The 23,143-nt window shown below is 72.0% G+C and carries 23 protein-coding genes; 14 read left to right on the top strand and 9 right to left on the bottom strand.

Going from position 1 to position 23,143, the window contains the following annotated elements:
* Nucleotides 1-3 precede the first annotated feature (3 nt).
* From ACZ6S5_RS15575 to ACZ6S5_RS15540, 8 genes are all read left to right on the top strand, one after another.
* Nucleotides 4-1,158 carry an ABC transporter ATP-binding protein gene (locus ACZ6S5_RS15575; RefSeq protein WP_466000811.1) on the top strand — a complete coding sequence of 385 codons (1,155 nt, stop codon included), beginning with the start codon at nt 4-6 and terminating at the stop codon, nt 1,156-1,158.
* Nucleotides 1,155-2,066, top strand: coding sequence for an ABC transporter permease (locus ACZ6S5_RS15570; RefSeq protein WP_466000809.1), 912 nt, complete (start codon nt 1,155-1,157; stop codon nt 2,064-2,066). Before ACZ6S5_RS15575 ends, ACZ6S5_RS15570 begins: the two co-directional genes overlap by 4 nt.
* Nucleotides 2,066-2,908, top strand: a complete 843-nt coding sequence (locus ACZ6S5_RS15565; protein WP_466000807.1) for an ABC transporter permease — start codon at nt 2,066-2,068, stop codon at nt 2,906-2,908. Before ACZ6S5_RS15570 ends, ACZ6S5_RS15565 begins: the two co-directional genes overlap by 1 nt.
* Nucleotides 2,905-4,326 carry an NAD(P)/FAD-dependent oxidoreductase gene (locus ACZ6S5_RS15560; protein ID WP_466000805.1) on the top strand — a complete coding sequence of 474 codons (1,422 nt, stop codon included), beginning with the start codon at nt 2,905-2,907 and terminating at the stop codon, nt 4,324-4,326. The genes ACZ6S5_RS15565 and ACZ6S5_RS15560 overlap by 4 nt, the downstream gene beginning before the upstream one ends.
* A complete protein-coding gene (locus ACZ6S5_RS15555) occupies nt 4,326-5,528 on the top strand; it encodes a saccharopine dehydrogenase family protein (RefSeq protein WP_466000803.1) in 1,203 nt (400 codons plus the stop codon). The genes ACZ6S5_RS15560 and ACZ6S5_RS15555 overlap by 1 nt, the downstream gene beginning before the upstream one ends.
* A complete protein-coding gene (gene speB / locus ACZ6S5_RS15550) occupies nt 5,525-6,538 on the top strand; it encodes an agmatinase (protein ID WP_466000802.1) in 1,014 nt (337 codons plus the stop codon). The genes ACZ6S5_RS15555 and speB overlap by 4 nt, the downstream gene beginning before the upstream one ends.
* Nucleotides 6,539-7,108: 570 nt before the next feature.
* On the top strand, nt 7,109-7,561 hold the full coding sequence (locus tag ACZ6S5_RS15545; RefSeq protein ID WP_466000801.1) for a DUF559 domain-containing protein: 453 nt from the start codon (nt 7,109-7,111) through the stop codon (nt 7,559-7,561).
* A 227-nt stretch (nt 7,562-7,788) separates the two neighbouring features.
* Nucleotides 7,789-8,538 carry a LamG-like jellyroll fold domain-containing protein gene (locus ACZ6S5_RS15540; protein ID WP_466000800.1) on the top strand — a complete coding sequence of 250 codons (750 nt, stop codon included), beginning with the start codon at nt 7,789-7,791 and terminating at the stop codon, nt 8,536-8,538.
* A gap of 52 nt (nt 8,539-8,590) precedes the next feature.
* Here ACZ6S5_RS15540 and ACZ6S5_RS15535 read toward each other — a convergent pair whose 3' ends face one another.
* From ACZ6S5_RS15535 to ACZ6S5_RS15525, 3 genes are read right to left on the bottom strand one after another with little or no spacing between them, the layout of a single operon-like run.
* Complete coding sequence (locus ACZ6S5_RS15535) at nt 8,591-8,935, bottom strand: DUF779 domain-containing protein (protein WP_466000799.1); 345 nt, start codon at nt 8,933-8,935, stop codon at nt 8,591-8,593.
* Nucleotides 8,935-10,440, bottom strand: coding sequence for an aldehyde dehydrogenase (adh, locus tag ACZ6S5_RS15530; RefSeq protein ID WP_466000798.1), 1,506 nt, complete (start codon nt 10,438-10,440; stop codon nt 8,935-8,937). The genes ACZ6S5_RS15535 and adh overlap by 1 nt, the downstream gene beginning before the upstream one ends.
* 39 nt (nt 10,441-10,479) lie before the next feature.
* Complete coding sequence (locus tag ACZ6S5_RS15525; RefSeq protein WP_466000797.1) at nt 10,480-11,763, bottom strand: transcriptional regulator; 1,284 nt, start codon at nt 11,761-11,763, stop codon at nt 10,480-10,482.
* Between the two features lie 163 nt (nt 11,764-11,926).
* Between ACZ6S5_RS15525 and ACZ6S5_RS15520 the strand changes: the two genes are divergently transcribed.
* Together ACZ6S5_RS15520 and ACZ6S5_RS15515 are read left to right on the top strand one after the other, a co-directional pair.
* Nucleotides 11,927-12,784, top strand: a complete 858-nt coding sequence (locus tag ACZ6S5_RS15520) for an SCO6745 family protein (protein ID WP_466000796.1) — start codon at nt 11,927-11,929, stop codon at nt 12,782-12,784.
* Nucleotides 12,785-12,951: 167 nt separating this feature from the next.
* A complete protein-coding gene (locus ACZ6S5_RS15515; protein WP_466000795.1) occupies nt 12,952-13,638 on the top strand; it encodes an RlpA-like double-psi beta-barrel domain-containing protein in 687 nt (228 codons plus the stop codon).
* A gap of 76 nt (nt 13,639-13,714) precedes the next feature.
* On the opposite strand, the gene ACZ6S5_RS15510 is transcribed toward ACZ6S5_RS15515, so the two are convergent.
* From ACZ6S5_RS15510 to ACZ6S5_RS15500, 3 genes are read right to left on the bottom strand one after another with little or no spacing between them, the layout of a single operon-like run.
* The gene (locus ACZ6S5_RS15510) at nt 13,715-14,704 is read right to left on the bottom strand and encodes an ABC transporter permease (protein WP_466000794.1); all 990 of its coding nucleotides are present in this window, start codon (nt 14,702-14,704) and stop codon (nt 13,715-13,717) included.
* A complete protein-coding gene (locus ACZ6S5_RS15505) occupies nt 14,701-15,591 on the bottom strand; it encodes an ABC transporter ATP-binding protein (protein ID WP_466000793.1) in 891 nt (296 codons plus the stop codon). The genes ACZ6S5_RS15510 and ACZ6S5_RS15505 overlap by 4 nt, the downstream gene beginning before the upstream one ends.
* Nucleotides 15,592-15,602: 11 nt before the next feature.
* A complete protein-coding gene (locus ACZ6S5_RS15500) occupies nt 15,603-16,019 on the bottom strand; it encodes a GntR family transcriptional regulator (RefSeq protein ID WP_466000792.1) in 417 nt (138 codons plus the stop codon).
* Between the two features lie 109 nt (nt 16,020-16,128).
* Here ACZ6S5_RS15500 and ACZ6S5_RS15495 point away from each other — a divergent pair, with 109 nt between their 5' ends.
* Nucleotides 16,129-16,566 carry a hypothetical protein gene (locus ACZ6S5_RS15495; protein WP_466000791.1) on the top strand — a complete coding sequence of 146 codons (438 nt, stop codon included), beginning with the start codon at nt 16,129-16,131 and terminating at the stop codon, nt 16,564-16,566.
* A gap of 107 nt (nt 16,567-16,673) precedes the next feature.
* On the opposite strand, the gene gabT is transcribed toward ACZ6S5_RS15495, so the two are convergent.
* Together gabT and ACZ6S5_RS15485 are read right to left on the bottom strand one after the other, a co-directional pair.
* The gene (gene gabT / locus ACZ6S5_RS15490) at nt 16,674-17,942 is read right to left on the bottom strand and encodes a 4-aminobutyrate--2-oxoglutarate transaminase (protein ID WP_466000790.1); all 1,269 of its coding nucleotides are present in this window, start codon (nt 17,940-17,942) and stop codon (nt 16,674-16,676) included.
* 3 nt (nt 17,943-17,945) lie between these two features.
* The gene (locus ACZ6S5_RS15485; RefSeq protein WP_466000789.1) at nt 17,946-19,382 is read right to left on the bottom strand and encodes a gamma-aminobutyraldehyde dehydrogenase; all 1,437 of its coding nucleotides are present in this window, start codon (nt 19,380-19,382) and stop codon (nt 17,946-17,948) included.
* A gap of 141 nt (nt 19,383-19,523) precedes the next feature.
* On the opposite strand from ACZ6S5_RS15485, the gene ACZ6S5_RS15480 reads away from it, so the two are divergent.
* Complete coding sequence (locus ACZ6S5_RS15480; protein WP_466000788.1) at nt 19,524-20,963, top strand: aldehyde dehydrogenase family protein; 1,440 nt, start codon at nt 19,524-19,526, stop codon at nt 20,961-20,963.
* Nucleotides 20,964-21,050: 87 nt separating this feature from the next.
* Here ACZ6S5_RS15480 and ACZ6S5_RS15475 read toward each other — a convergent pair whose 3' ends face one another.
* Nucleotides 21,051-22,283 (bottom strand): SUKH-3 domain-containing protein, encoded by a 1,233-nt coding sequence (locus ACZ6S5_RS15475; RefSeq protein WP_466000787.1) that lies wholly within the window; start codon nt 22,281-22,283, stop codon nt 21,051-21,053.
* 81 nt (nt 22,284-22,364) lie between these two features.
* On the opposite strand from ACZ6S5_RS15475, the gene ACZ6S5_RS15470 reads away from it, so the two are divergent.
* Both ACZ6S5_RS15470 and ACZ6S5_RS15465 read left to right on the top strand, forming a co-directional pair.
* Nucleotides 22,365-22,778: a YbaB/EbfC family nucleoid-associated protein gene (locus ACZ6S5_RS15470; RefSeq protein ID WP_466000786.1), complete on the top strand. Its 414-nt coding sequence runs from the start codon at nt 22,365-22,367 to the stop codon at nt 22,776-22,778.
* Between the two features lie 5 nt (nt 22,779-22,783).
* The gene (locus ACZ6S5_RS15465) at nt 22,784-23,140 is read left to right on the top strand and encodes a hypothetical protein (protein WP_466000785.1); all 357 of its coding nucleotides are present in this window, start codon (nt 22,784-22,786) and stop codon (nt 23,138-23,140) included.
* The last annotated feature ends 3 nt before the right edge of the window (nt 23,141-23,143 follow it).

Raw genomic sequence — 23,143 nt, 5'->3', positions numbered from 1 at the left:
ACAATGGGACACGAGACACCGGCCGGCGATCTGCGGCTGGCCAACCTGACCAAGCGGTTCGGCGTCTTCACCGCGGTGGACGACCTCAGCCTCACCATCCCGCAGGGCTCGTTCTTCGCCCTGCTCGGGGCGTCCGGTTGTGGCAAGACCACCACCCTGCGGATGATCGCCGGGCTGGAGGAGCCGACCAGCGGGCAGGTGCTGCTCGGTGACCGGGACATCGCCGGGCTGCGGCCGTACAAGCGGCCGGTGAACACCGTGTTCCAGAGTTACGCGCTCTTCCCGCACCTCGACATCAACGAGAACGTGGCCTTCGGGCTGCGTCGGCGCGGCATCCGCAAGGTGACCGATCAGGTCGAACGGATGCTGGCGCTGGTGCAGCTCGAAGGGTACGGCCGGCGCAAGCCGGCCCAGCTCTCCGGCGGCCAGCAGCAGCGCGTCGCGCTGGCCCGCGCCCTGATCAACCACCCGCAGGTGCTGCTGCTGGACGAGCCGCTCGGCGCGCTCGACCTGAAGCTGCGCCGGCAGATGCAGATCGAACTGAAGCGGATCCAGACCGAGGTCGGCATCACCTTCGTGCACGTCACCCACGACCAGGAAGAGGCCATGACCATGGCCGACACCGTCGCGGTGATGAACGCCGGCCGGATCGAGCAGCTCGGCGCCCCCGCCGACCTGTACGAGTACCCGGCCACCGCGTTCGTGGCGAACTTCCTCGGCCAGTCCAACCTGCTCGCCGGCGAGGCGGCCGGGCGCAGCGGGGACGCGGTGGTGGTCACCGCGCACGGCGGGCGCTTCTCCGTCCCCGCCGGCCGGGCCCGCGTCGACCGCGGTCCGGTCTTCCTCGGGGTACGCCCCGAGAAGCTGCACCTGGTTGGCGACCCGGGCGCGGTCCCGGGCGGCCAGCAGTACGTCGGTGGCGTGGTCACCGACGCCTCGTACGTCGGTGTGAGCACCCAGTACCTGGTGCGGACCGCCTGGGGCAGCGAACTGTCGGTGTTCGCCGCCAACAGCGGGGTCGGCGGCCGGATCGCCGTCGGCACCCCGGTCACGGCGCACTGGGACCCGCGGCACGCCTTCGTCCTGCCCCGCGAGCCCGGCGAGGACGACCAGACCACCCCGCTGCTCGACGAGCCGCCGGTGGGTGTGGCGTCATGACCGCCCTCGCGCACGTACCGACCCCCACCGGGGAGCCGGCCGCCGCGCCGGCGCCCCGGCGGGGACGGTACAAGCTGCTGCCGTACCTGCTGTTGCTGCCCGGCGCGGCCTGGCTGCTGATCTTCTTCGCGCTGCCGCTGCTCCAGCTCGCCGCCGCCAGCCTCTACGACCCGAACGGATCGCTCTCCACCGGGTACGCGATGACCTGGGCGTTCGACAACTACCCGACGGCGTTGCAGGCGTACTGGCCGCACTTCGTCCGGTCGTTCGCCTACTCCGCGATCGCGCTGGTGCTGGGCCTGCTGATGGGCTACCCGCTGGCGTACGCGATCGCGCAGAAGGCCGGCCGGTGGAAGAACCTGCTGCTGGTCGCCGTGGTCGCGCCGCAGTTCACCAGCTTCCTGGTCCGCACGCTGGCCTGGAAGACCATCCTGTCGGACAACGGCTGGCTGGTCGGTGTGCTGCGCGACGTGCACCTGCTCGGCCCCGACGGCCGGTTGCTGGCCACCCCGTTCGCGGTGGTGCTCGGCCTGACGTACAACTTCCTGCCCTTCCTGGTGCTGCCGCTGTACGCGAGCCTGGAGCGGCTCGACCACCGGCTGCTGGAGGCGGCGAGCGACCTGTACGCGAGCCCGCTGCGGGCCTTCCAGAGGGTCACCCTGCCGCTGTCGATGCCCGGCCTGATCGCCGGCACGCTGCTCTTCTTCATCCCGGCCACCGGCGACTACATCAACGCCGAGCTGCTCGGCACCCCGAACGAGTACATGATCGGCAACGTCATCGACTCGGCGTTCCTGGTCCGGCTGGACTACCCGCAGGGTGCCGCCCTGTCCTTCCTGCTGATGGCGGCGATCCTGGCGATCGTCTTCGTCTACCTGCGCAAGGCCGGCACGGAGGAGGTGCTCTGATGAGAATCTCGCGCTGGATCGCCGACCGATGGGTGATGGTCGTGGCCCTGCTCGTCCTCGGCTACCTCTCGCTGCCGATCATCGTGGTCGCCGGGCTCTCCTTCAACCGCCCCTCGAGCCGGCTGTCCTACGACTTCAACGAGTTCACCCTGGACAACTGGACCCACCCCTGCGCCACGTCCGACATGTGCGATGCGGTGGTGCGCAGCATGGAGATCGGACTGATCGCCACGGTGGTCTCCACCATCCTCGGCACGCTGATGGCGTTCGCCCTGGTCCGGCACGGCTTCCGGGGCCGGTCCGGGATCAACGGCCTGATCTTCCTGCCGATGGCCACGCCGGAACTGGTGATGGGCACCTCGCTGCTCGCGCTCTTCGTCTCCGCCGGGGTGCCGCAGGGCTTCTGGACCATCGTCATCGCGCACGTCATGTTCTGCGTCTCGTTCGTGGTGGTCACCGTGAAGGCCCGGCTCTCCGGCATGGACCGGCGGCTGGAGGAGGCCGCCATGGACCTGTACGCCAGCGAGTGGCAGACCTTCCGGCGGATCACCCTGCCGCTGGTGCTGCCGGGGATCGTGGCCGCCGCGCTGCTGGCCTTCTCGCTCAGCTTCGACGACTTCATCATCACGAACTTCAACGCCGGCACCACCGTCACCTTTCCGATGTACGTCTGGGGCGCCGCCCAGCGGGGCATCCCGCCGCAGGTCAACGTCATCGGCACCGCGATGTTCGCGATCGCGCTGCTGCTGGTCGGCGCCAGCATGCTGCGCGGCCGGCAGGCCCGGCGCGCGGCCCTGGTGGCCCCCGTCGCCACCGGGCACTCCACCAAGAAGGGATCATGAAACTCCCGCATACCGGCCGGGCGCTGGCCGACGCCGCGCCCGTTCCGTACTGGCTGGACCGACCGGAACGCCCCGACCCGCTGCCGCCGCTGGCCGGCCCGCACGGCACCGACCTGCTGGTGATCGGCGGCGGGTACTCGGGTCTCTGGACCGCCCTGCTGGCCAAGGAGGCCGACCCGACCCGGGACGTGCTCCTGGTGGAGGCGGGCACCTGCGGCTGGGCGGCGTCCGGACGCAACGGCGGGTTCTGCGCCGCCTCCCTCACCCACGGCCTGGCCAACGGCGTCGACCGGTTCGCCGGTGAGATCGACGAGCTGGAGCGGCTCGGTCGGGAGAACCTGGAGGCCATCGCCGCGACGGTCGCGAAGCACGGCATCGACTGCGACTTCGAACGCGCCGGCGAGCTGGCGGTGGCGGTCGAGCCGTACCAGCTCGCCGGGCTCGCCGAGGACGCCGAGCTGGCCCGCCGGTACGGCCATGACGTCCGGCTGCTGGACCGGGACGAGGTGCGCGCCGAGGTGGACTCGCCGACGTACCTCGGCGGGATGTGGGACCGGGACCGGGTGGCGATGCTCGACCCGGCGAGGCTGGCCTGGGGACTCCGCCGCGCCGCCCTCGACCTCGGCGTGCGCATCCACGAGCACACCCGGGTCACCGGCCTGCGCCGGGACGGCGGGGCGCTGCGGGCGACCACCTCCGGCGGCCCCGACGGCCCGCCCGGTACGGTCCTGGCCGGGCAGGTGGTGCTGGCCACCAACGCGTTCCCGCCGCTCCTGCGCCGGCTGCGCGCCTGGCTGGTGCCGGTCTACGACTACGCCCTGATGACCGAGCCGCTCACGCCGGCCCAGCGGGACGCGGTGGGCTGGCACAACCGGCAGGGGCTGGCCGACACCGGCAACCAGTTCCACTACTACCGGATCACCACCGACGGCCGGATCCTCTTCGGCGGCTACGACGCGGTCTACCACTACGGCAACCGGATGGCCCCTCCGCTGGAGCAGCGCGGGGCCACCTTCAGCGCCCTGGCTTCCCATTTCTTCACGACCTTTCCCCAACTGGCGGGCCTGAGGTTCAGCCACCGCTGGGGCGGTGTCATCGACACCTGCACCCGGTTCTGCCCGTTCTTCGGCACCGCGTACGAGGGTCGGCTGGCGTACGCCGCCGGGTTCACCGGCCTCGGCGTCGGGGCGACCCGGTTCGGCGCCCGGGTCATGCTCGACCTGCTCGGCGGCGCGGAGACCCCGCTGACGCGGCTCGACCTGGTCCGCAGCAAGCCGCTGCCGTTCCCGCCGGAACCCTTCCGGGCCACCGGCATCAACCTCACCCGCTGGTCGCTGGCCCGCGCCGACGCGCGCGAGGGCCGGCGCAACCTCTGGCTCCGTACTCTCGATCGTCTTGGACTGGGGTTCGATTCCTGATGCGCATCCTGCTCGTCGGCGCCGGCGGGGTCGGCTCCGCCGCCGTCGCCATCGCCGCCCGCCGTTCCTTCTTCGAGACCATGGTGGTCGCCGACTACGACCAGGCCCGCGCCGAGCGGGCGGTCGCCGGGCACGGTGACCGCTTCGTCGCCGCCCGGCTCGACGCCTCCTCGGCCGACGCGGTCGCCGCGCTCTGTCGCGAGCACCGGATCACCCACGTGCTCAACGCGGTCGACCCGCGCTTCGTCATGCCGATCTTCGACGGGGCGTTCGCCGCCGGGGCCGACTACCTCGATATGGCGATGTCCCTGTCCCGCCCGCACCCGACCACGCCGTACGCGGAGACCGGGGTGAAGCTCGGCGACGAGCAGTTCGCGGCCGCCCCCGGCTGGGCGGAGGCCGGCCGGCTGGCGCTCTGCGGCATCGGCGTCGAGCCCGGCCTCTCCGACGTCTTCGCCCGCTACGCCGCCGACGAGCTCTTCAGCGAGATCGACGAGATCGGGGTACGCGACGGCGCGAACCTCACCGTCGACGGCTACGACTTCGCTCCCTCGTTCTCCATCTGGACCACCATCGAGGAGTGCCTGAACCCGCCGGTGATCTGGGAGGAGGAGCGCGGCTGGTACACCACCGCGCCGTTCTCCGAGCCAGAGGTGTTCGAGTTCCCGGAGGGGATCGGCCCGGTCGAGTGTGTCAACGTGGAGCACGAGGAGGTGCTGCTCATCCCGCGCTGGGTCAAGGCGAAGCGGGTCACCTTCAAGTACGGCCTCGGCGACGAGTTCATCGAGGTGCTGAAGACCCTGCACAAGCTCGGCCTGGACACGACGTCACCGGTGCGCGTGGGCGGCGCCTCGGTTGCTCCCCGCGATGTCGTCGCCGCCAGCCTGCCCGACCCGGCCACCCTCGGCGACCGGATGCGCGGCAAGACCTGCGCCGGGACGTACGTGACCGGCACCGGCCCGGACGGCCGGCCCCGGAAGGTCTACCTCTACCACGTGGTCGACAACGAGTGGTCGATGCGGGAGTACGGCCACCAGGCGGTGGTCTGGCAGACCGCCGTGAACCCCGTCGTCGCGCTGGAACTGCTCGCCACCGGCGCCTGGTCCGGAGTCGGCGTGCTCGGCCCGGAGGCGTTCCCCCCGGTACCCTTCCTCGACCTGTTGACCGGCTACGGCTCGCCGTGGGGGATGGAGGAGCGGTGACCCGCTACGGCCCGATGTTCGGCCCCGACGTGACGTTCCTCGGGGTGCCGCCGTGCACCATCGAGGAGCCGGTGACCTATGCCGACGCCGACGTGGTCATCGTCGGCGCGCCGTTCGACGGCGGCACCTCGCACCGGCCGGGCACCCGGTTCGGCCCGTCCGCCATCCGGCAGGCCTGCTACCTGCCGCACGACGGCTCCCGGCCCTCGCTGGCCCTGCGGGTGGACGGCCTCCAGGATCTTCGCGTCTACGACGCCGGGGACGTGGAGATGTTCTCCGGCGACATCGAGCGGTCGCTGGCGTCCCTGGAAACCGCGGTCCACGCGGTCGCCTCGGCCGGGGCGATCCCGATCGTGCTCGGCGGGGACCACTCCATCGCCCTGCCCGACGCCACCGGCGTGGCCCGGCAGCACGGCTTCGGCCGGGTCTCGCTGGTGCACTTCGACGCGCACGCCGACACCGGGGACATCGAGTTCGGCTCCCTGCACGGGCACGGCCAGCCGATGCGCCGGCTCATCGAGTCCGGCGCGGTACGCGGCGACCGCTTCCTCCAGATCGGCCTGCGCGGCTACTGGCCCGGCCCGGAGACCCTCTCCTGGATGGCCGAGCAGCGGATGCGCTCGTACGAGATGACCGAGGTGGTTTCCCGCGGCCTCGACGAATGTCTGACCGAGGCGTTCGAGATCGCGGTGGACGAGTGCGACGGGGTGTTCCTCTCCGTCGACGTGGACGTGGTCGACCCGGGCATGGCCCCCGGCACCGGCACCCCGGAGCCCGGCGGGCTGACCTCCCGACAGCTCCTCGACGCGGTCCGCCGCTGCTGCTACGAGCTGCCCGTGGTGGGCGTGGACGTGGTCGAGGTGGCCCCGCCGTACGACCACGCCGACATCACCGCCTACCTCGGCAACCGGGTCGTCCTGGAGGCCCTGTCCGCGATCGCCCGCCGCCGCCGCGACGCCGCCGGCGCCCCACCCTGGAACCCGAAACAACCCCTCCTCGACGCCCGCTGACCCCACCCCCCCGCCCCCCGCTCCGGCGATCTTGCACTTGTGGTGGGTGAGAAGCGCCTTGTGTCCCCTTATGTCCCCACCGAAGCTGCAAGATCGCCGCTTCGGCGGCGGGGTTGTCCACAGGGGAGGGGGAGGGGAGTGCGGAGGGGCGGGGGATGAGTGAGGGTGCGGGGTGTGCGGCGTGGGGTGTGGCTGGGGCGGGACCTCGTCGAGGCGTTGGGGCGGCAGGCGGTGCGTACCCAGGTCGAGCGCGGTGGACTCGTGCGGGTGCGGCGAGGCGTTTATGGCAGCGGTGAGCCGTGTGCGGAGGACGAGCTGAGGGCGCTCTTTCTCTGTCTTCCGCCGGAGGCGCTGCTGACCGGGACGTCCGCGCTACGCCGTTACGGGGTGCCCCTGCCGGACGACGGCGCCGTCCACATCCACCTGCCGTCCGAGGTGCCTCGTCCACGCCTGCCGGGACTCGTCGTACACCACGGCGTGCTGCCCGTGAAGGGGCCGACTTCGGTGCGGGGAGTGCCTTGTGTTCCCGTCGTGAGGTGCGCGGTGGACCTGGCGCGGACGGCTTCGCGGATGAACGCCCTACCGCTGCTCGACGCGGCGCTACGCGGCGGCCTGGCCGACTCCGACGATCTTCACGCCGAGGTCGGCAGGCATCGCGGCCTGCGAGGAGTGTGTCAAGCGCGGCAACTGGTCCCGCTCGCGGACGGCAGGGCCGAGTGCCGCCAGGAGAGCCAGCTGCGGTTGGTGCTGCTCGACGGGGGGCTTCCCGCCCCGGAGCCGCAGCTGTGGGTGCACGACGCGGAGGGGGTCCGGCGGTACCGTCTCGACCTGGGCTACCGCCGGAGGAAGGTCGGGATCGAGTACGACGGCCTCTCCCACCTGGACCGTGACCGCCTCCGTTACGACCGCGACCGGGCGAACTGGCTCGACGCCCAGGGCTGGACGATGCGCTATTTCACCGACCGCGACCTCTACCGCCGCCCCACCCACATCCTCACCACCCTCCGCCCCCTCCTCCACTGACCCACCCCCGACCCACCCCCGACCCACCCCCGACCCACCCCCGACCCTCCTCGGCGATCTTGCACTTGTGGTGGCGGCAAAACGGGTTGAAGCGGGGTAATCGCCAACCACAAGTGCAAGATCGGCGGCATGGGGGCAGGGCATTGACACCTGCCGAAGTCGACGTGATCATGGGGGGACGCTGCGGCCGATACGGGGGACCGCGGCACGATCTCCGGAGGACCTTCATGGGTCGAACCATGTCCGCGCTCGCCCTGGGTGTCGCCACCCTCGCCGCCGTCGTGCTGGTGGACACCGCGCCCGCGTACGCCGCCACCGAGCAGCTGCGTCTCGACTTCGACGCCACGCCGACCGGGCAGGTCGAGCCGGGCCCGTGGACGTCTGGATGCTTCGCCGACGTGGCCACCCCGGGCGACTCGGGCTGCATCGCGGTGAGCGACCCGGGCAGCATCTCCCGCGCCACCCGTCCGAACGGCACGGGCAGCAGCCCGGCGTTGGCCTTTCCCGCCGCCGGGAGCGCGGTGATCCAGGTGCCGGATGCGCCCAACCTGAACCCGGGCACCCAGGACTTCACCGTCAGCGTGATGGTCAAGGTTGCCGCCGGCCAGGTGACGGCCGGCGCGAACCTGGTGCAGAAGGGCCTGTTCGCCGACCCGGCGCAGTGGAAGCTCCAGCTCGACGGTGGTAAGCCGGGCTGCCGCATCGCGGGCACCGACGCCGGCGGAAGTGCCGTCCCCGCCGTGCTGCTCACCTCGAGCGTGTCGATCGCCGACCAGGGCTGGAAGTTCGTGCAGTGCAAGCGGCGTGGGGACGTGCTGAGCCTCGTCGTCGGCGCCGACACGGTGGCCAGCGCCAGCGGTGCCAGCATGAACGTCACCAGCACCGCCAAGGTCAACATCGGAGCCAAGGGGCCCGGGCTGACCAACAACGACCAGTTCCGCGGCGAACTGGACAACGCCGTCTTCAGCATCGGCTGACGCTGAGCGTTCGCGGGGGCGGGTGGCACGGGAGCCACCCGCCCCCGCTGTCTCAGGCCAGTTCGGACCGGATGAGGAAGCGGACGCCTTCCGGGGCTTCCAGGGAGAAGCCGCTGCCGCGTCCCGGCACCACGTCGACCGTGAGCCGGGTGTGCTTCCACAGCTCCCACTGGGCGGCGGACATCCAGAACTCGACCGGCTCGGGGACGCCGTCCACGGAAAGCGAGGCGAGCCGGATGTCCGAGGCGCCGGTGCGGAACTCGCCGGCGGGATAGCACATCGGGGCGCTGCCGTCGCAGCAGCCGCCGGACTGGTGGAACATGAGCGGACCGTGCGCCTCCCGCAGCGACCGGATCAGGTCGGCCGCCGCGGGAGTCAGGGTGACCGGGTCACCCATCAGAAGAAGCCCAGCTTCTTCGGGGAGTAGCTGACCAGCAGGTTCTTGGTCTGCTGGTAGTGCTCCAGCATCATCTTGTGGTTCTCCCGGCCGATGCCGGACTGCTTGTATCCGCCGAACGCGGCGTGCGCCGGGTAGGCGTGGTAGCAGTTTGTCCACACCCGGCCGGCCTGGATCGCCCGCCCGGCCCGGTACGCGGTGTTGATGTCCCGGGTCCAGACGCCAGCGCCGAGTCCGTACAGGGTGTCGTTGGCGATCTTCACGGCGTCGTCCAGGTCGGCGAAGGAGGTCACCGAGACCACCGGGCCGAAGATCTCCTCCTGGAAGATCCGCATCGAGTTGTCGCCCTCGAAGATCGTCGGCTGCACGTAGTACCCGCCGGACAGCTCACCGCCCAGGTCGGCCCGCTCACCGCCGGTCAGGGCCTTGGCGCCCTCCTGCCGGCCGATGTCCAGGTAGGAGAGGATCTTCTCGAGCTGGTCGTTGGACGCCTGCGCGCCGATCATCGTCTCGGTGTCCAGCGGGTGTCCCTGCTTCACCGCCTTGGTCCGCTCGACGGCGGCGGCGAGGAAGTCGGAGTAGTGACCCTGCTGGATCAGCGCCCGGGACGGGCAGGTGCAGACCTCACCCTGGTTGAGGGCGAACATGGTGAAGCCTTCGAGGGCCTTGTCCCGGAAGTCGTCGGAGGCGGCGCTGACGTCGTCGAAGAAGATGTTCGGGCTCTTGCCGCCCAGCTCCAGCGTGACCGGCCTGATGTTCTCGCTGGCGTACTGCATGATCAGCCGCCCGGTGGTGGTCTCGCCGGTGAACGCCACCTTGGCCACCCGGGGTGAGGAGGCCAGCGGCTTGCCCGCCTCGACGCCGAAGCCGTTGACCACGTTGACCACGCCGGGCGGGAGCAGGTCGGCGATCAGCGACATCAGGTAGTGGATCGACGCCGGCGTCTGCTCGGCCGGCTTGAGCACCACCGCGTTGCCGGCGGCGAGCGCCGGGGCGAGTTTCCAGGTGGCCATCAGCAGCGGGAAGTTCCACGGGATGATCTGCCCGACCACGCCGAGCGGCTCGTGGAAGTGGTACGCCACCGTGTCGTCGTCGATCTCGCCGAGCGAGCCCTCCTGGGCCCGGACCGCCCCGGCGAAGTAGCGGAAGTGGTCGATCGCCAGCGGGATGTCGGCCGCCAGCGTCTCCCGTATCGGCTTGCCGTTCTCCCAGGTTTCGGCGATGGCCAGGGACTCCAGGTTCTCCTGCATCCGGTCGGCGATCCGGTTGAGGATCAGCGCCCGGTCGGCGACGGAGGTGCGGCCCCAGGCGTCGGCGGCGCCGTGCGCGGCGTCGAGGGCCTTCTCGACGTCCTCGGCGGTGCCCCGGGCCACCTCGCAGAACGTCTGTCCGGTCACCGGGCTGGGGTTCTCGAAATACCGGCCGCCGTGCGGCTTCACGTACTCGCCGCCGATGAAGTGGTCGTAGCGGGACTGCCAGTGGGTGGGGGCGTCGTAGCGCGTCATGGGTACCTCCGCCGTCCGTAGGGGTGGACGGCGGCGACGTTAGTTTCCGCGACGTTGCAGGAACGTTGCGCGCGGCAGGTCGTACTCCTGAGAGAGCTGGCGGATGCGCGCCGCCGCGAGGGGCCGGCGGGGGGCGCCCGGCGGCAACGCCCGGGCCAGGGCCTGCCAGGCGGTCAGGTCGTCGGCCCCGGCCGGCGTCGCGGTCCAGGCCGCGAGCAGCGCCGGGTCCGCGGTGGCCAGCACGGCCTCCCGCACCTGCCCGTCGACCAGGCGGCGCAGCCGCGCCACCCCGGGCGCATCCGAACCGGGCAGCAATGGCCCGCGGTACGCCTGGAGCGCCCCCGCCGGGTCGCCGCGTTCCAGCAGCTCGGTGACGGTACGGAAGTCGGCGCGCACGGTCGCCCGCAGCCGGTACGGGCGGGAGTCGAGCAGCTCCTCGCCGAGCGCCCGGCGCAGCCGGGACAGTTCGGCGCGGAGGGTGACCGGGTGCAGCCGTTCGTCGCCGTAGAGATCGATGCCGAGCTGCTCGCCGGTACGGCCTTCGGGGTGGTCGAGCAAAAGCACCAGCAGCTCGCTGTGCCGGCGGCCGAGCCGGATCCGCCGCCCGCCGATCCGCAGCTCCGCCTCGTCCCGGCCGAGCGCGGCGACGTGCAGCACGTCCGGATCGGCCGGTGCCGCGCCGGCCAGGAACGCCTCGGCCGCCCGGGCGGTGGCCCGGACCAGCGCGAGGCTCTGCGGGGCGGCCAGGTGGTCGCCGCCGGTGATGTCGACCGCGCCGAGCAACCGTCCGGTGGTGGGGTCGTGGATCGGGGCGGCGGCGCAGGTCCAGCGCTGCACCGGCCGGACGAAGTGCTCGGTGGCGAAGATCTGCACGCAGTGGTCGACGGCGAGGGCGGTGCCGGGGGCGTTGGTGCCGGCGTGCGCCTCATCCCACCGGGCGCCGGGCACGAAGTTCATCCGCTCGGCGTGCCGGAGCACTCCCGGATGTCCCTCCACCCAGAGGAGCCGCCCGTACGCGTCGCAGACCGCCATCAGGTGCGCGCCGTCCTGGGCGATCCCGCCGAGCAGGTCGCGGAAGAGCGGCAGCACCCGCGCGAGGGGATGGGCGGCCCGGTAGCTCTCCAGGACGTCGTCGGCCAGGTCGACCGGGGCGGTGGTATCCGGGTCGAGCAGCGCGGACCGTTCCCACGACCGGCGGACCACGTCCCGGACCCGGTCCGCGGTGACGTGCCCGGCGAGGAACGCCTCGTGGGCGGCACCGACCTGCGCGATCCGCTCCGCCGGATCGGCGCCGAATTCCAGGGCGAGCCACGGGTCAGCCATGGGCGACCTCCTCGGGCCCATGGTGACCCAGCTCACCCGTGATCGCCAATACCGGTTGCCCGGAAGATCGGCCGACGCGCCGCCGGGGCCATCTTGTCATTGACAAGTTGGTCCGGTCGAGCGAAACTTGACATCGACAAGATGACGCTCCCGGGAGGCTGGCGTGGAACTGACGATGGTCCGGAAGATGTGGCAGCTCATCGAGCCCGTGCACGCGCTCGTCTACTACGCGCCCGAGCTGACCGAGGAGGCCGACGCGCTCGGCCTGCCCACCGGCGAACGGTGGCCCGGCTACTTCGCCCTCCGGTCGGCGCCGCTCGGCGCGGCGGGACCTGCGCTGGTCACCGCCACCTACTACAGCTTCAGCCCGGGCATGGTCGCCGAGTACCTGCCGGCGGTCTGGGCCGCCGCCGAGCCGGCCAAGGTCCTGGCCGCCCGGCTGTCCGGGGTGGACCGTGCGCTGCGCCGCCTGCTCGGCGACCGGGTGGACTCGCCCGAGCTGGCCGAGGCGGCCGTGCTGGCCCGGCGGGCCGTCCACGCCGCCGACCTGGCCGGTCGCCCGCTGGCCGCGGCCAACGCCGACCTGCCCTGGCCGGACGCGCCCCACCTCGCGCTCTGGCAGGCCGCCACGATCCTGCGCGAGCACCGCGGCGACGGGCACGTGGCGGCGCTGCTCACCGCCGGGCTCGACCCGACCGAGGCGCTGGTCTCCTTCGCCGCCGTCGGCGCCGCCCCGGTGGAGGTCTTCGCCAGCCGCCGGTGGAGCGCCCAGGAGTGGGCCGCCGCGCGCGAGCGGCTCGCCGGCCGGGGTCTGATCGACGCGGACGGCGCCGCGACCGACGCCGGCCGGCGGCTGCGCGACGAGGTCGAGCGGCGTACGGACGAGCTGGCCGCCGCCCCGTGGCGGGCGCTCGGCCCCGCGGTCGGCCGGTTCGCCCAGCTCGTCGCGCCGGTCACCGGGGCGGTGGTGGCCTCCGGGATGCTGCCGGAGCGCAGCACGTTGGGCATCCGGCGGGACTGACGGGTGGACCGGTGCGGGTGGGGCGGGTGCCACCACCCGGACCGGTCCGTGGTGTCACCGGCAGTAGCGAAAGAGCCGAAACCGGCGCCCGGGCGGGGTCGCGGTGAACGATGCGACGCTCCACGCCGTACCGGCGTACGTCAGGCCAACGGACGACGGGAGTTGCGGTGAGGGTGCAGCGGAAGCACGTACTGGCGGGTGGTGTGGCGGTGGTCGCCGCGGCGGTGGTGGCGGTCGGCACCGGATTCGGCTTCGCCGACACCACACCGGCCCGGCCGAGCGCGTGCCAGGGATCAGTCACGTTCTCGGCCGAGGGCGGGGCGCCGGCGGCGACCAGCGACCGGTTCCGGGTGGGCACCCGGTTGCGGGTGACCAACCTGGACAACGGCAAGGCGGCGACGGTGACGGTGACCGGGCCGTCGGGTAGTTGCGTGCTGCTCAACGCGGCCGCAATGGACCTGGTCCGGGAGCCGGGCAAGAACGTGATCCGGCGCAACGTGGTGGAACGGCTCGACGGACCGGCGGACCAGCCCACCCGGCCGGGCACCGGCGAGACCCGGCCGGGCAATGTTCAGCCGGGCGGCGCTGCTCAGCCGGGCGGCGCGGCCGGCCGGACCGTGTGCGGCGGTCCGATCACGTTCTCCGGCGAGCGCGGCGCTCCGACGGCGACCAGCGGCCAGTTCCCGGCGGGGACCCGGTTGCGGGTGACCAACCTGGACAACGGCAAGGCGGTGACCGTGACAGTCACCGGCCCCTCGGGCAGTTGCGTCCTGCTCAACGCGGCCGCGATGGACCTCATCCGCGAGCCCGGCAAGAACCTGGTCCGCCGCAACGTGGTGGAGCTGCTCGGCTGAGCCGCCGCGCCCCGGGTGGAACACCATGGAGGTCTCCTGGCTGCGGTGACCGCCATGGTGTTCCACCGAGGGCGGTTCAGGCGATCCGGCGGAGCCGGCGTACGGCGAGGTAGAGCAGGAGGGCGGCAAGGGCGACGAAGATGCCGGTCTCGATCCACTGGAACGGCCAGAACCGGTCCGCCGGCTGGTAGAGCTGCCAGTTGTAGGCACCGGGTCCGGCGCCGATGTCGGCCCCGCAGCGCCCGCCCCCCGGTGCCTGGCCGCCCGGCGGGCACATGATCTGGGTGTCGGCCGCCACCATCTTCCCGTCGGCGTTGCGCACACCGCTGGCGAGGACCCAGTTGCCCCGGGACTCCCGCACCGGATCGGCCCCCTCGATCGGGAAGGTGAGGGTGCGGGCGGGCTGGTAGTGCGGTCTGGCCAGGATCGCCACCGCCGCCCGGACCCCGATGAACGTGGCCAGGGTGACGCCCATGGCGGGCAGCATCCGGCGCCAGAGGGTGCCGGCGAAGATGCCGAGCGCCACCGCGAAGAGGGTGTAGCCGATCGGGGCGATGCCCTGCAGGTCGAAGACGATGAAGCCGAGTCGGCCCTCGTGCGCGGCCTGGGTCAGCGGGCTGACCCACCAGGCCATGCCCAGTCCGTAGCCGATCGCCAGGGTCAACGTCACCACGACGACCAGGCCGAACTTCACCAGGGCCCACCGCGTCCGGCCGACGCCCTGCGTCCAGGCGAACCGGTGCGTGCCGTGCTCCACTTCCCGGGCGACCAGCGGGGCGCCCCAGAACAGACCGACGAGCACCGGCAGGACGACAAGCAGGACCGCCACCAGGTTCAGGCTGGAGTACCGGTTGGTGAACTGGCGGAACGCCGAATCACAGCCGTTCGCGGTGATCGGGTTGAGCTGCGAATTCGCCAGCTTGCTGACGCAGTCCGGCAGCCCGAGCTCGGTGAAGCTGTGCCGCATCGACAGGCCGATCGGGATCATCAGGGCCGCCAGCGCGGCGAAGCCGAGGAGGGTGAAGAGCAGCTGCTTGCGGTGCTGCCGCCAGGCCAGCCAGATCATGCCGGCACCTCCCAGGCCGCGTGGCTCGTGGTGGTCTCGCCCTCGGCGAGGTATGCCAGCACGAGGTCCTCCAGCGTCACGTCGTGCACCGTCCACTCCGGAGAAAGGACCTCGCCGCTCGTGCGGACCAGCAGCGTCGACTGCCGGGCGGTGTGGCTCGCCCGGACCACGGCATCGACCCCCTCGATGGGTTCGCCGCCGTGCCGGGGACCGACCAGCTGCCGATGTGCGGCGACCAGGTCGTCGACCGCGCCCGCCAGGTGCACCCGGGCGGCCTGCAGCACGACCAGGTAGTCGCAGACCCGTTCCAGGTCGGCCAGCAGGTGCGAGGAGAGCAGCACGGTCGTCTCGGACTCGGCGACGCTGCCCATCAGTGACTGCAGGAACTCCCGGCGCGCCAGCGGATCGAGGCTGGCGACCGGTTCGTCGAGGAGCAGCAGCCGGGGCCGCTTCGCGAGGGCGAGCGCCAGCGCGACCTGCGCCCGCTGACCGCCGGACAGCTTGCCGACGGGCAGCTTCGGCGGGATGCCGAGCTGGGCCAGCCGGTTGCGGGCGAGCGCCGCGTCCCAGCGTTTGTTCATCCGCCGGCCCAGCTCCACCAGCTCGGCCGCGGTGAAGTCCCGGTAGAGCGGGGTGTCTTGTGCGACGAAGCCGATCTCGGGCAGCACCGACGGGTTGGCGTACGGCGCTTCGCCGAAGATCCGCACCGCGCCGGCGTCCGGCCGCAGCAGGCCGACCGCCAGGTGCAGCAGCGTGCTCTTGCCGGCACCGTTGGGGCCGACGAGGGCGGCGATCCGCCCGGCGGGCAGGCGCAGCGAGCAGTCCCGCAGCGCCCAGGTTCGTCCGTACCGTTTGCCGAGCTGCTCGGCCTCCAGCGCGATCTCCATCAACTGTCCTCTCATCCTGCTGAGGCGGGTTCGGCGCGCGGCGACTCGGCGGCGAGCGCGGCCCGCATGGTGGTCTCCACCAGGGCGGTGACGTCTTCAGGGGTGAGCCCGGCGGCGCGGGCGCGGTGCAGCCAGGCCACCAGCTCCTCGCGGAGCTCGGCCTGATCGGCCAGCGACGAGCCGGCGACGGTGCGGCGGACGAAGGTGCCCACGCCGGGGCGGCCCTCGACCAGACCTTCGATCTCCAGCTCGCGGTACGCCTTCAGCACCGTGTTCGGGTTGATGGCCAGCGACTGCGCGACGTCGCGGACCTTGGGCAACTGGTCGCCGGGCGTCAGCAGCCCCACCCGCAGGGACTGCTTGACCTGCTGGATCAGCTGCACATAGGTGTTCACCTTGGACCGGCCGTCCAGTACGAACTCGATCACGCGACGCCCTTCTATTGTCCTACGACAGTAGGACTATAGAACAGGACGGCGATGGACGGGACCCCTGTGGAGGATCGGGCTTGTCGGAGGGAGGTCGTACCGTCTGGCCGTGGGCATCCTGACCGACTACTTCGCGGTGAATCCCGAGCAGGCGCTGGCCGCCGCCGACACCGGGCCCGGCGACGATCTGGCTCCACTCCGGTGCAAGTTCCTCGAGCCGGCGGTGCTGGTCGGCAGGCTGTGGGCGGCGATCCGGCACGGCGACCTCGACCTGGCGGCGGAGGACCTCTCCACCGACGAGGCGCGGGTCGACGGCAACGACGACGAGGGCCCGTACCTGCTCCGGCTCAAGCCGGCGTTCGTCAGCGAGCTTGCCGCGCTGCCGGATGAGCGGATCGACGACGTCGCCGCGGTGTGGCGGACCGCCGAGGAGTGGATGGGTGAGCCGGACGAGAAGCTCGTCGCCGAGATCGTGGGGGAGTTGCGGCGGGTGGCCCGCCGGGCGGTTGCCGACGGCGTCCACGCGTACTGCTGGATCTGCCTCTGATCAGGGCAGCGGGTGACGCGCCCTGGGGGGCCGGGGGTGGAACACCATGGGTCGCTCCTGGGGGGATCGGGACCCATGGTGTTCCACGTACACCGGCCGACCGTCGGTCAGCCGAGGGCCGCGTCCAGGATGTCCAGGCCCCGCGCCAGCTCCTCGTCGGAGATGACCAGTGGCGGCAGGAAGCGCAGCACGTTGCCGTACGTGCCGCAGGTCAGGGTGAGCAGGCCGGCGGCGTGGCAGGCCGCCGAGATCGCCGCCGTGGCGGCCGGGTCCGGGGTGAGGGTGCCCGGCTGCACGATCTCCACGGCGAGCATCGCGCCCCGGCCGCGTACCTCGGCGATGCGCGGGTCGCGGGCGGCGATCGCGCGCAGCCGGTCGCCCATCACCTGGCCGATCCGCCGGGCGGCGGCCGCCAGGTCCAGCTCGTGCATGGTCTCGATGGCCGCGAGGGCGGCCGCGCAGGCGATCGGGTTGCCCCCGTACGTGCCGCCGAGGCCGCCGACGTGCACCGCGTCCATCAGCTCCGCCCGGCCGGTCACCGCCGCCAGCGGCAGGCCACCGGCGATGCCCTTGGCCAGGGTGACCAGGTCCGGTTCGACGCTCTCGTGCTGGCAGGCGAACCAGTCGCCGGTGCGGCAGAACCCGGTCTGGATCTCGTCGGCGACGAACACCACCCCGCTGGCCGTCGCCCACTCGCGCAGCGCCGGCAGGAAGCCCTCGGCCGGTACGACGAAGCCGCCCTCGCCCTGGATCGGCTCGATCAGCAGCGCGGCCACGTTCTCCGCGCCGACCTGCTTCTCCACCATCTCGATCGCCCGGGCCGCCGCGGTGGCGCCGTCCAGCCCACCGTCGCGCAGCGGGTAGGACATCGGCACCCGGTAGATCTCCCCGGCGAACGGCCCGAACCGGTGCTTGTACGGCATGTTCTTGGCGGTCAGTGCCATGGTCAGGTTGGTCCGACCGTGGTACGCGTGGTCGAAGACCACCACCGCCGGGCGCCCGGTGGCGTGCCGCGCGATCTTGATGGCGTTCTCCACCGCCTCGGCGCCGGAGTTGAACAGCGCCGAGCGCTTCTCGAAGTCGCCCGGGGTGAGCGCGTTGAGCTGCTCGCAGACCGCCACGTACGACTCGTACGGGGCGACCATGAAGCAGGTGTGGGTGAAGCGCTCGACCTGCGCCCGGACCGCCTCGACCACCCGCGGGGCGGAGTTGCCCACGTTGGTGACCGCGATGCCGGCGGCGAAGTCGATCCACTCCCGCCCGTCGACGTCGGTGATGGTGCCGCCGCCCGCGCGGTCGACGTACGCGGTGATGGTGCTGCCGACGCCCCGGGCGACCGCCGCCCCGCGCCGCTTGTGCAGTTCCTCGCTCGACAATGCTCAGCCCTCGATGTTGTGCATGACGTGCTTGATGCGGGTGTAGTCCTCCAGGCTGTAGACCGAGAGGTCCTTGCCGTGCCCGGAGTGCTTGAAGCCGCCGTGCGGCATCTCGGAGACGAACGGGATGTGGGTGTTCACCCAGACGCAGCCGAAGTCGAGCCGGCGGGTCATCCGCATCGCCCGGCCGTGGTCCTTCGTCCAGACCGAGGCGGAGAGGCCGTAGTCCACGCCGTTGGCCCAGCGCACCGCCTCGTCCTCGTCGGAGAAGCGCTGCACGGTGATCACCGGGCCGAACACCTCGTCCTGGATGATCTCGTCCTCCTGGCGCACTCCGCTGACCACCGTGGGGGCGTAGAAGTAACCCCGCGTGCCCTGCCGGGATCCCCCGGTCTCGACGTTCGCGTGGTCCGGCAGCCGGTCCACGAACCCGCGTACCCGGGAAAGCTGGTTGGCGTTGTTCAGCGGACCGTAGAGCACGTCCTCGTCGTCCGGCGCGCCGGTCTTCGTGTTCCGGGCCTGCTCGGCGAGGGCCGCCACAAAGTCGTCGTAGATGCCCGGGCCGGCGAGCACCCGGGTGGCGGCGGTGCAGTCCTGGCCGGCGTTGAAGTAGCCACCGACCGCGATCGCCTCGGCCGCCGCGCCGATGTCGGCGTCGTCGAAGATCACCACCGGGGCCTTGCCGCCCAACTCCAGGTGGGTCCGCTTCAGATCGGGAGCCGCCGCGGCGGCGACCTCCATGCCGGCCCGGGTCGAGCCGGTGATCGACACGAACTGCGGGGTCGGGTGGGCGACCAGGGCCCGCCCGGTGTCCCGGTCGCCGCAGACCACGTTGAACACGCCCGGCGGGAGGAACTCGGACGCGATCTCGGCCAGCAGCAGCGTCGACACCGGCGTGGTGTCCGACGGCTTGAGCACCACCGTGTTGCCGGCCGCGAGGGCCGGGGCGATCTTCCAGACCGCCATCATCAGCGGGTAGTTCCACGGGGTGACCTGAGCGCAGACGCCGATCGGCTCGCGCCGCACGTACGAGGTGTGCCCGGCCATGTACTCGCCGGCCGAGCGTCCCTCCAGCAGGCGGGCCGCGCCGGCGAAGAAGCGGAACTGGTCCACCGACGGCGGCAGCTCCTCGTCGGCGGTGAGCTGGCGAGGCTTGCCTGTGTTGCGCACCTCGGCGTCAACCAGGTCGGCCGCCCGGGACTCCACCGCGTCGGCGAGCTTCAGCAGGGCCTTCTGTCGCTCGCCGGGGGTGGCGTCCCGCCAGCCCTCGAACGCGGCGGCCGCGGCCTTCATCGCCGCGTCGACGTCCGCCGCCCCGGAGACCGGCGACTGGGCGAACACCTCGCCGGTGCAGGGGTCGATCAGGTCGGCGTAGCCGCCGTCCACCGGGTCGACGTACTCGCCGTTGACGAAGTTGCGCAGCTGCTGCTGATCGCTCATCAGAAGTCTCCGAGGGGTGGCCGAGGGAAGGGTCAGCGGAGGTTATCGCAATCTGACTGCCATCTTGGCTACTGAATTCGCGGCAGACAAGGGCTTGAGCAACTGTTTCCGCGCGAGCTGGGGTGGTCTACGCTGCCGGACGTGGAGCCGAGAGCCTTGTATGTCGCCGGCCGCCCCACCCACGGTGCGGGCGAACTGACCGTTACCCACCCGTACGACGGCCGCACGGTGGGGCGTACCACCCTCGCCACGCCCGACCAGGTCGAAGCCGCCGTCGCGGCAGCCGCCCGGGTAGCCGCGGAGGCCGCGGCCCTGCCCGCGCACGTCCGCGCCGCCGCCCTGGACCACGTCTCCCGCCGGCTCGCCGAACGGGCCGAGGAGGTCGCGGCGCTGATCACCGCCGAGAACGGCAAGCCGCTCAAGTGGGCGAAGGCCGAGGTCGGCCGGGCCGTGTCCACCTTCCGGTGGGCGGCCGAGGAGGCCCGGCGCTTCTCCGGCGAACTGCAACGCCTCGACACCGACCCGGCGGCCACCGGGCGGATCGCGTTGGTCCGGCGGGTGCCCCGTGGCCCCGTGCTCGGGATCGCCCCGTTCAACTTCCCGCTGAACCTGGTGGCGCACAAGGTCGCCCCGGCCATCGCCGTCGGCGCGCCCATCATCGTCAAGCCCGCCCCGGCCACCCCGCTGTCCGCGCTGCTGCTCGGCGAGATCCTCGCCGAGACCGGGCTCCCGGAGGGGATGTTCTCGGTGTTGCCGCTGCCCAACGAACGCGCCGCCGAGCTGGTCGCCGACCCACGGCTGCCGGTGGTGTCGTTCACCGGCTCCGGGCCGGTCGGGGCGGCCATCCGCCGGGCCGTCCCCGACAAGCACGTGACCCTGGAACTCGGTGGCAACGCGGCGGCGGTGATCTGCGCCGACTGGTCGTCCGACGAGGACCTCACCTTCGCCGCGCACCGGATCGCCACCTTCTCCAACTACCAGGCCGGCCAGTCGTGCATCGCCGTGCAGCGGGTCTACGTGCACGAATGGCTCTACGACGGTTTCCTGCCCCGGCTGGTCGCCGCGGTGCAGGAACTGCGGACCGGGGACCCCGCCGCGGAGCTGACCGACGTCGGGCCGCTGGTCTCCGTCGAGGCGGCCGAACGCGTCGAGGCCTGGGTGGACGAGGCCGTCGCCGCCGGCGGCACCATCGAGGTCGGCGGCCGTCGGGAGGGCGCCACCTACCCGCCGACCGTGCTCTCCGGCGTGCCGGCGGACGCCAAGGTCTGCCGGGAGGAGGTCTTCGGGCCGGTGCTGGTGGTCGCCCCGGTCGCCGACGACGAGGCCGCGTTCGCCGCCGTCAACGACTCCGCGTACGGGTTGCAGGCCGGCGTGTTCACCCATCGGCTGGACGTGGCGTTCGCCGCCGCCCGGACCCTGGAGGTCGGCGGGGTGATCGTCGGGGACGTGCCGTCGTACCGGGCCGACCAGATGCCGTACGGCGGGGTGAAGGGCTCCGGCGTCGGCCGGGAAGGGCTGCAAAGCGCAATGGAGGACTACACCGAGCCGCGGGTCATGGTGCTGACCGGGGTGGCGCTGTAGCCGCTCGGCGCGTGGAGCAGTCAGCGTGGGATGAGGTCGCCGCGGCCGTCGCCGCCGCGCCGTACCCGGTCGAGGTGCTGACGGCGCTCACCAGGTGCCGTCGTCGCGTACCCGGGCGGGGGCCCGGCCGAGCAGCAGGGTGGTGAGGGCGGCGTCGATGTCCGGGCCGAGGAACCACTCGCCGGCCTGGTCCAGCGCGAAGATCCGACCGTGCTCGTCGACCGCGATGATGCTGTCGCCGCGCTCGGTGCCCAGCGGGAACAGCCGTACGCCGAGCACCGCACCGAAATCGGCGAGGGTGTCGGCGGTGTACGAGGCGTGGCGTGGCCGGATGTTGAAGCGGGAGATCCAGACCTGCTCTCCTGGTCCTTTACGCCCCGTTACGAGTCCTGGGAACGCCGTGAGCACCGCCACCGCAGCTGGGAACACCGCGTGAGAGTGCTTCTTGCCGGCCACGGCGGTCACGTCGCGGATGGCGGCGGCGGCCAGCACCTCGTCGCCGAAGTGCGGACGCCAGCCGGCAACCACCAAGGCATCCACGACCTGCTGCGGAAAGCGTCCAGGCTCCGGATCGGCCTGTGGTTCCGAGAGCCATGCCTCGGTGTAGGCGAGGTCGGGCCAGGGCAGTGCGTTGAAGTGCACCAGGAAGTTGATGCAGGAGTCACAGGGCCTGTCCGTGGCGCCGCCAGCAGCATCGCCGGCCTCACGGATGCGGAAGAACTCGACCCGGCTCCTGGCCAGGAGCGCCTTGGCCTCCGCCAAGGTCAGCGAGGAGAGACCCCCACTCGCGCGACGGTGGTCCTGTTCATGCAGCAGGTCGGAGACGACGATCATCTCGGCGTGCCGTTCGCCGCCACGGACAAGATGGCCGGGAGGTAGTTCGTCCAGGTAGGACTGCACGAGCGGGTGATGGCGCAGCTCCACGTCCCCCTTCGCCCCGTGGGCCACATGCATTCGGCCGTCGAGAGTGAGGTGCGCGGCAGCGCCGGGTGTAGGGAGTCGCGTGAGTTCGCGGAGCAGTTGGCCGCCGGGGTCGACGGTGCGTGGCGCCCGCGGCTCGGGCGGCCGGCGCTGGCGGAACAGCTGCTCCACGGCGGGGAACGGCAGCCGCGGCCAGGTCGACACCTCGCCCGTCTCCTTGTCCACGACGGTGGTGGGCAGGCCACCGGGAAGAGCGCGGGCATCCCGCGACACGGTCGAGGTGATCAGGTAGCCCAGGTCGAACTCCTCGACCAGCGGCGAGCACGGGAATCCCAAGCGTTCGGAATCCCGCTGCGCCCAGACGGCGGCGAGTTGCTCGGCCTGCTGTCGCTCGATCACAGCCTGAAACTACCGGACCCCACGGATTCCGTGGCGCCCGGTATGGTCTGCCCTACTGACGGTGACGGAGAGGGGCGGCGGGTGGCCGAGACTGCGGACCGGGAGGCCAATCGCGCGCTGCGTGCGCGGTTCGACGAGGTGTACGGCCAGTACCAGCGACTTCGCTCCGGACTGGACGAACTCCAGACCAAGCTTGCGGAGTTGCGGGTGACCGAGCGTTCGGACGACGACCACGTGAACGCCGTGGTCGGAGCCCGAGGCGAACTGATCAGCGTGGACGTGTCCCCGGCGGTCTTCCACGATCGGGACGCCAAGGCGCTGAGCCGAAAGATCACCACAACGCTCCTGCGGGCTTCCACCGCAGCGGAGGCGGCCACCCGCGAACTGGTCGCCGGCTACCTGCCGCCCGGCTCGCCGTCGGTGGAGTTCCTGCGTACGAACGACTTCGGCGCCCTGCTCGGTCGGGCGGACGCCGTGCTGTCGCGCGGAGAGTGACGGCGGTGGCCGACGGGCAGATCTGGCTGGACCCTGACCGGGCCCGCCGGGGCGGCGCCGACCTGAGCATGGCAGGGGAGGCGGTCGGTGCCTCGCGGCGGGAGGTCGGCGGGGCGATCGCGGAGGCGAGTGCCCGGCGACCTTGGGGTCGCGACGACATCGGCGCCGCTTTCGAGAAGCAGTATCGCGGCTACGAGGAGACGCTGCTGAAGGCCTGGGAGGTCCTGGGTCGGTCGCTGCAAGGGCTGGGCGCCGACGTGGTCCGTTCGGTGGCGGCGACCGTCGAGACCGACGACGCCAATGCCCGGCAGCTCGGGGAGATCCCGCACCAGCGTCACAACCCACATCGGCACTGGCGCTGACCT

The sequence above is a fragment of the Micromonospora sp. NPDC051924 genome (genome assembly GCF_055586005.1).
Note: the sequence above shows the minus strand (reverse complement) of the source record. Positions and strands in the feature narration are given on the sequence as shown.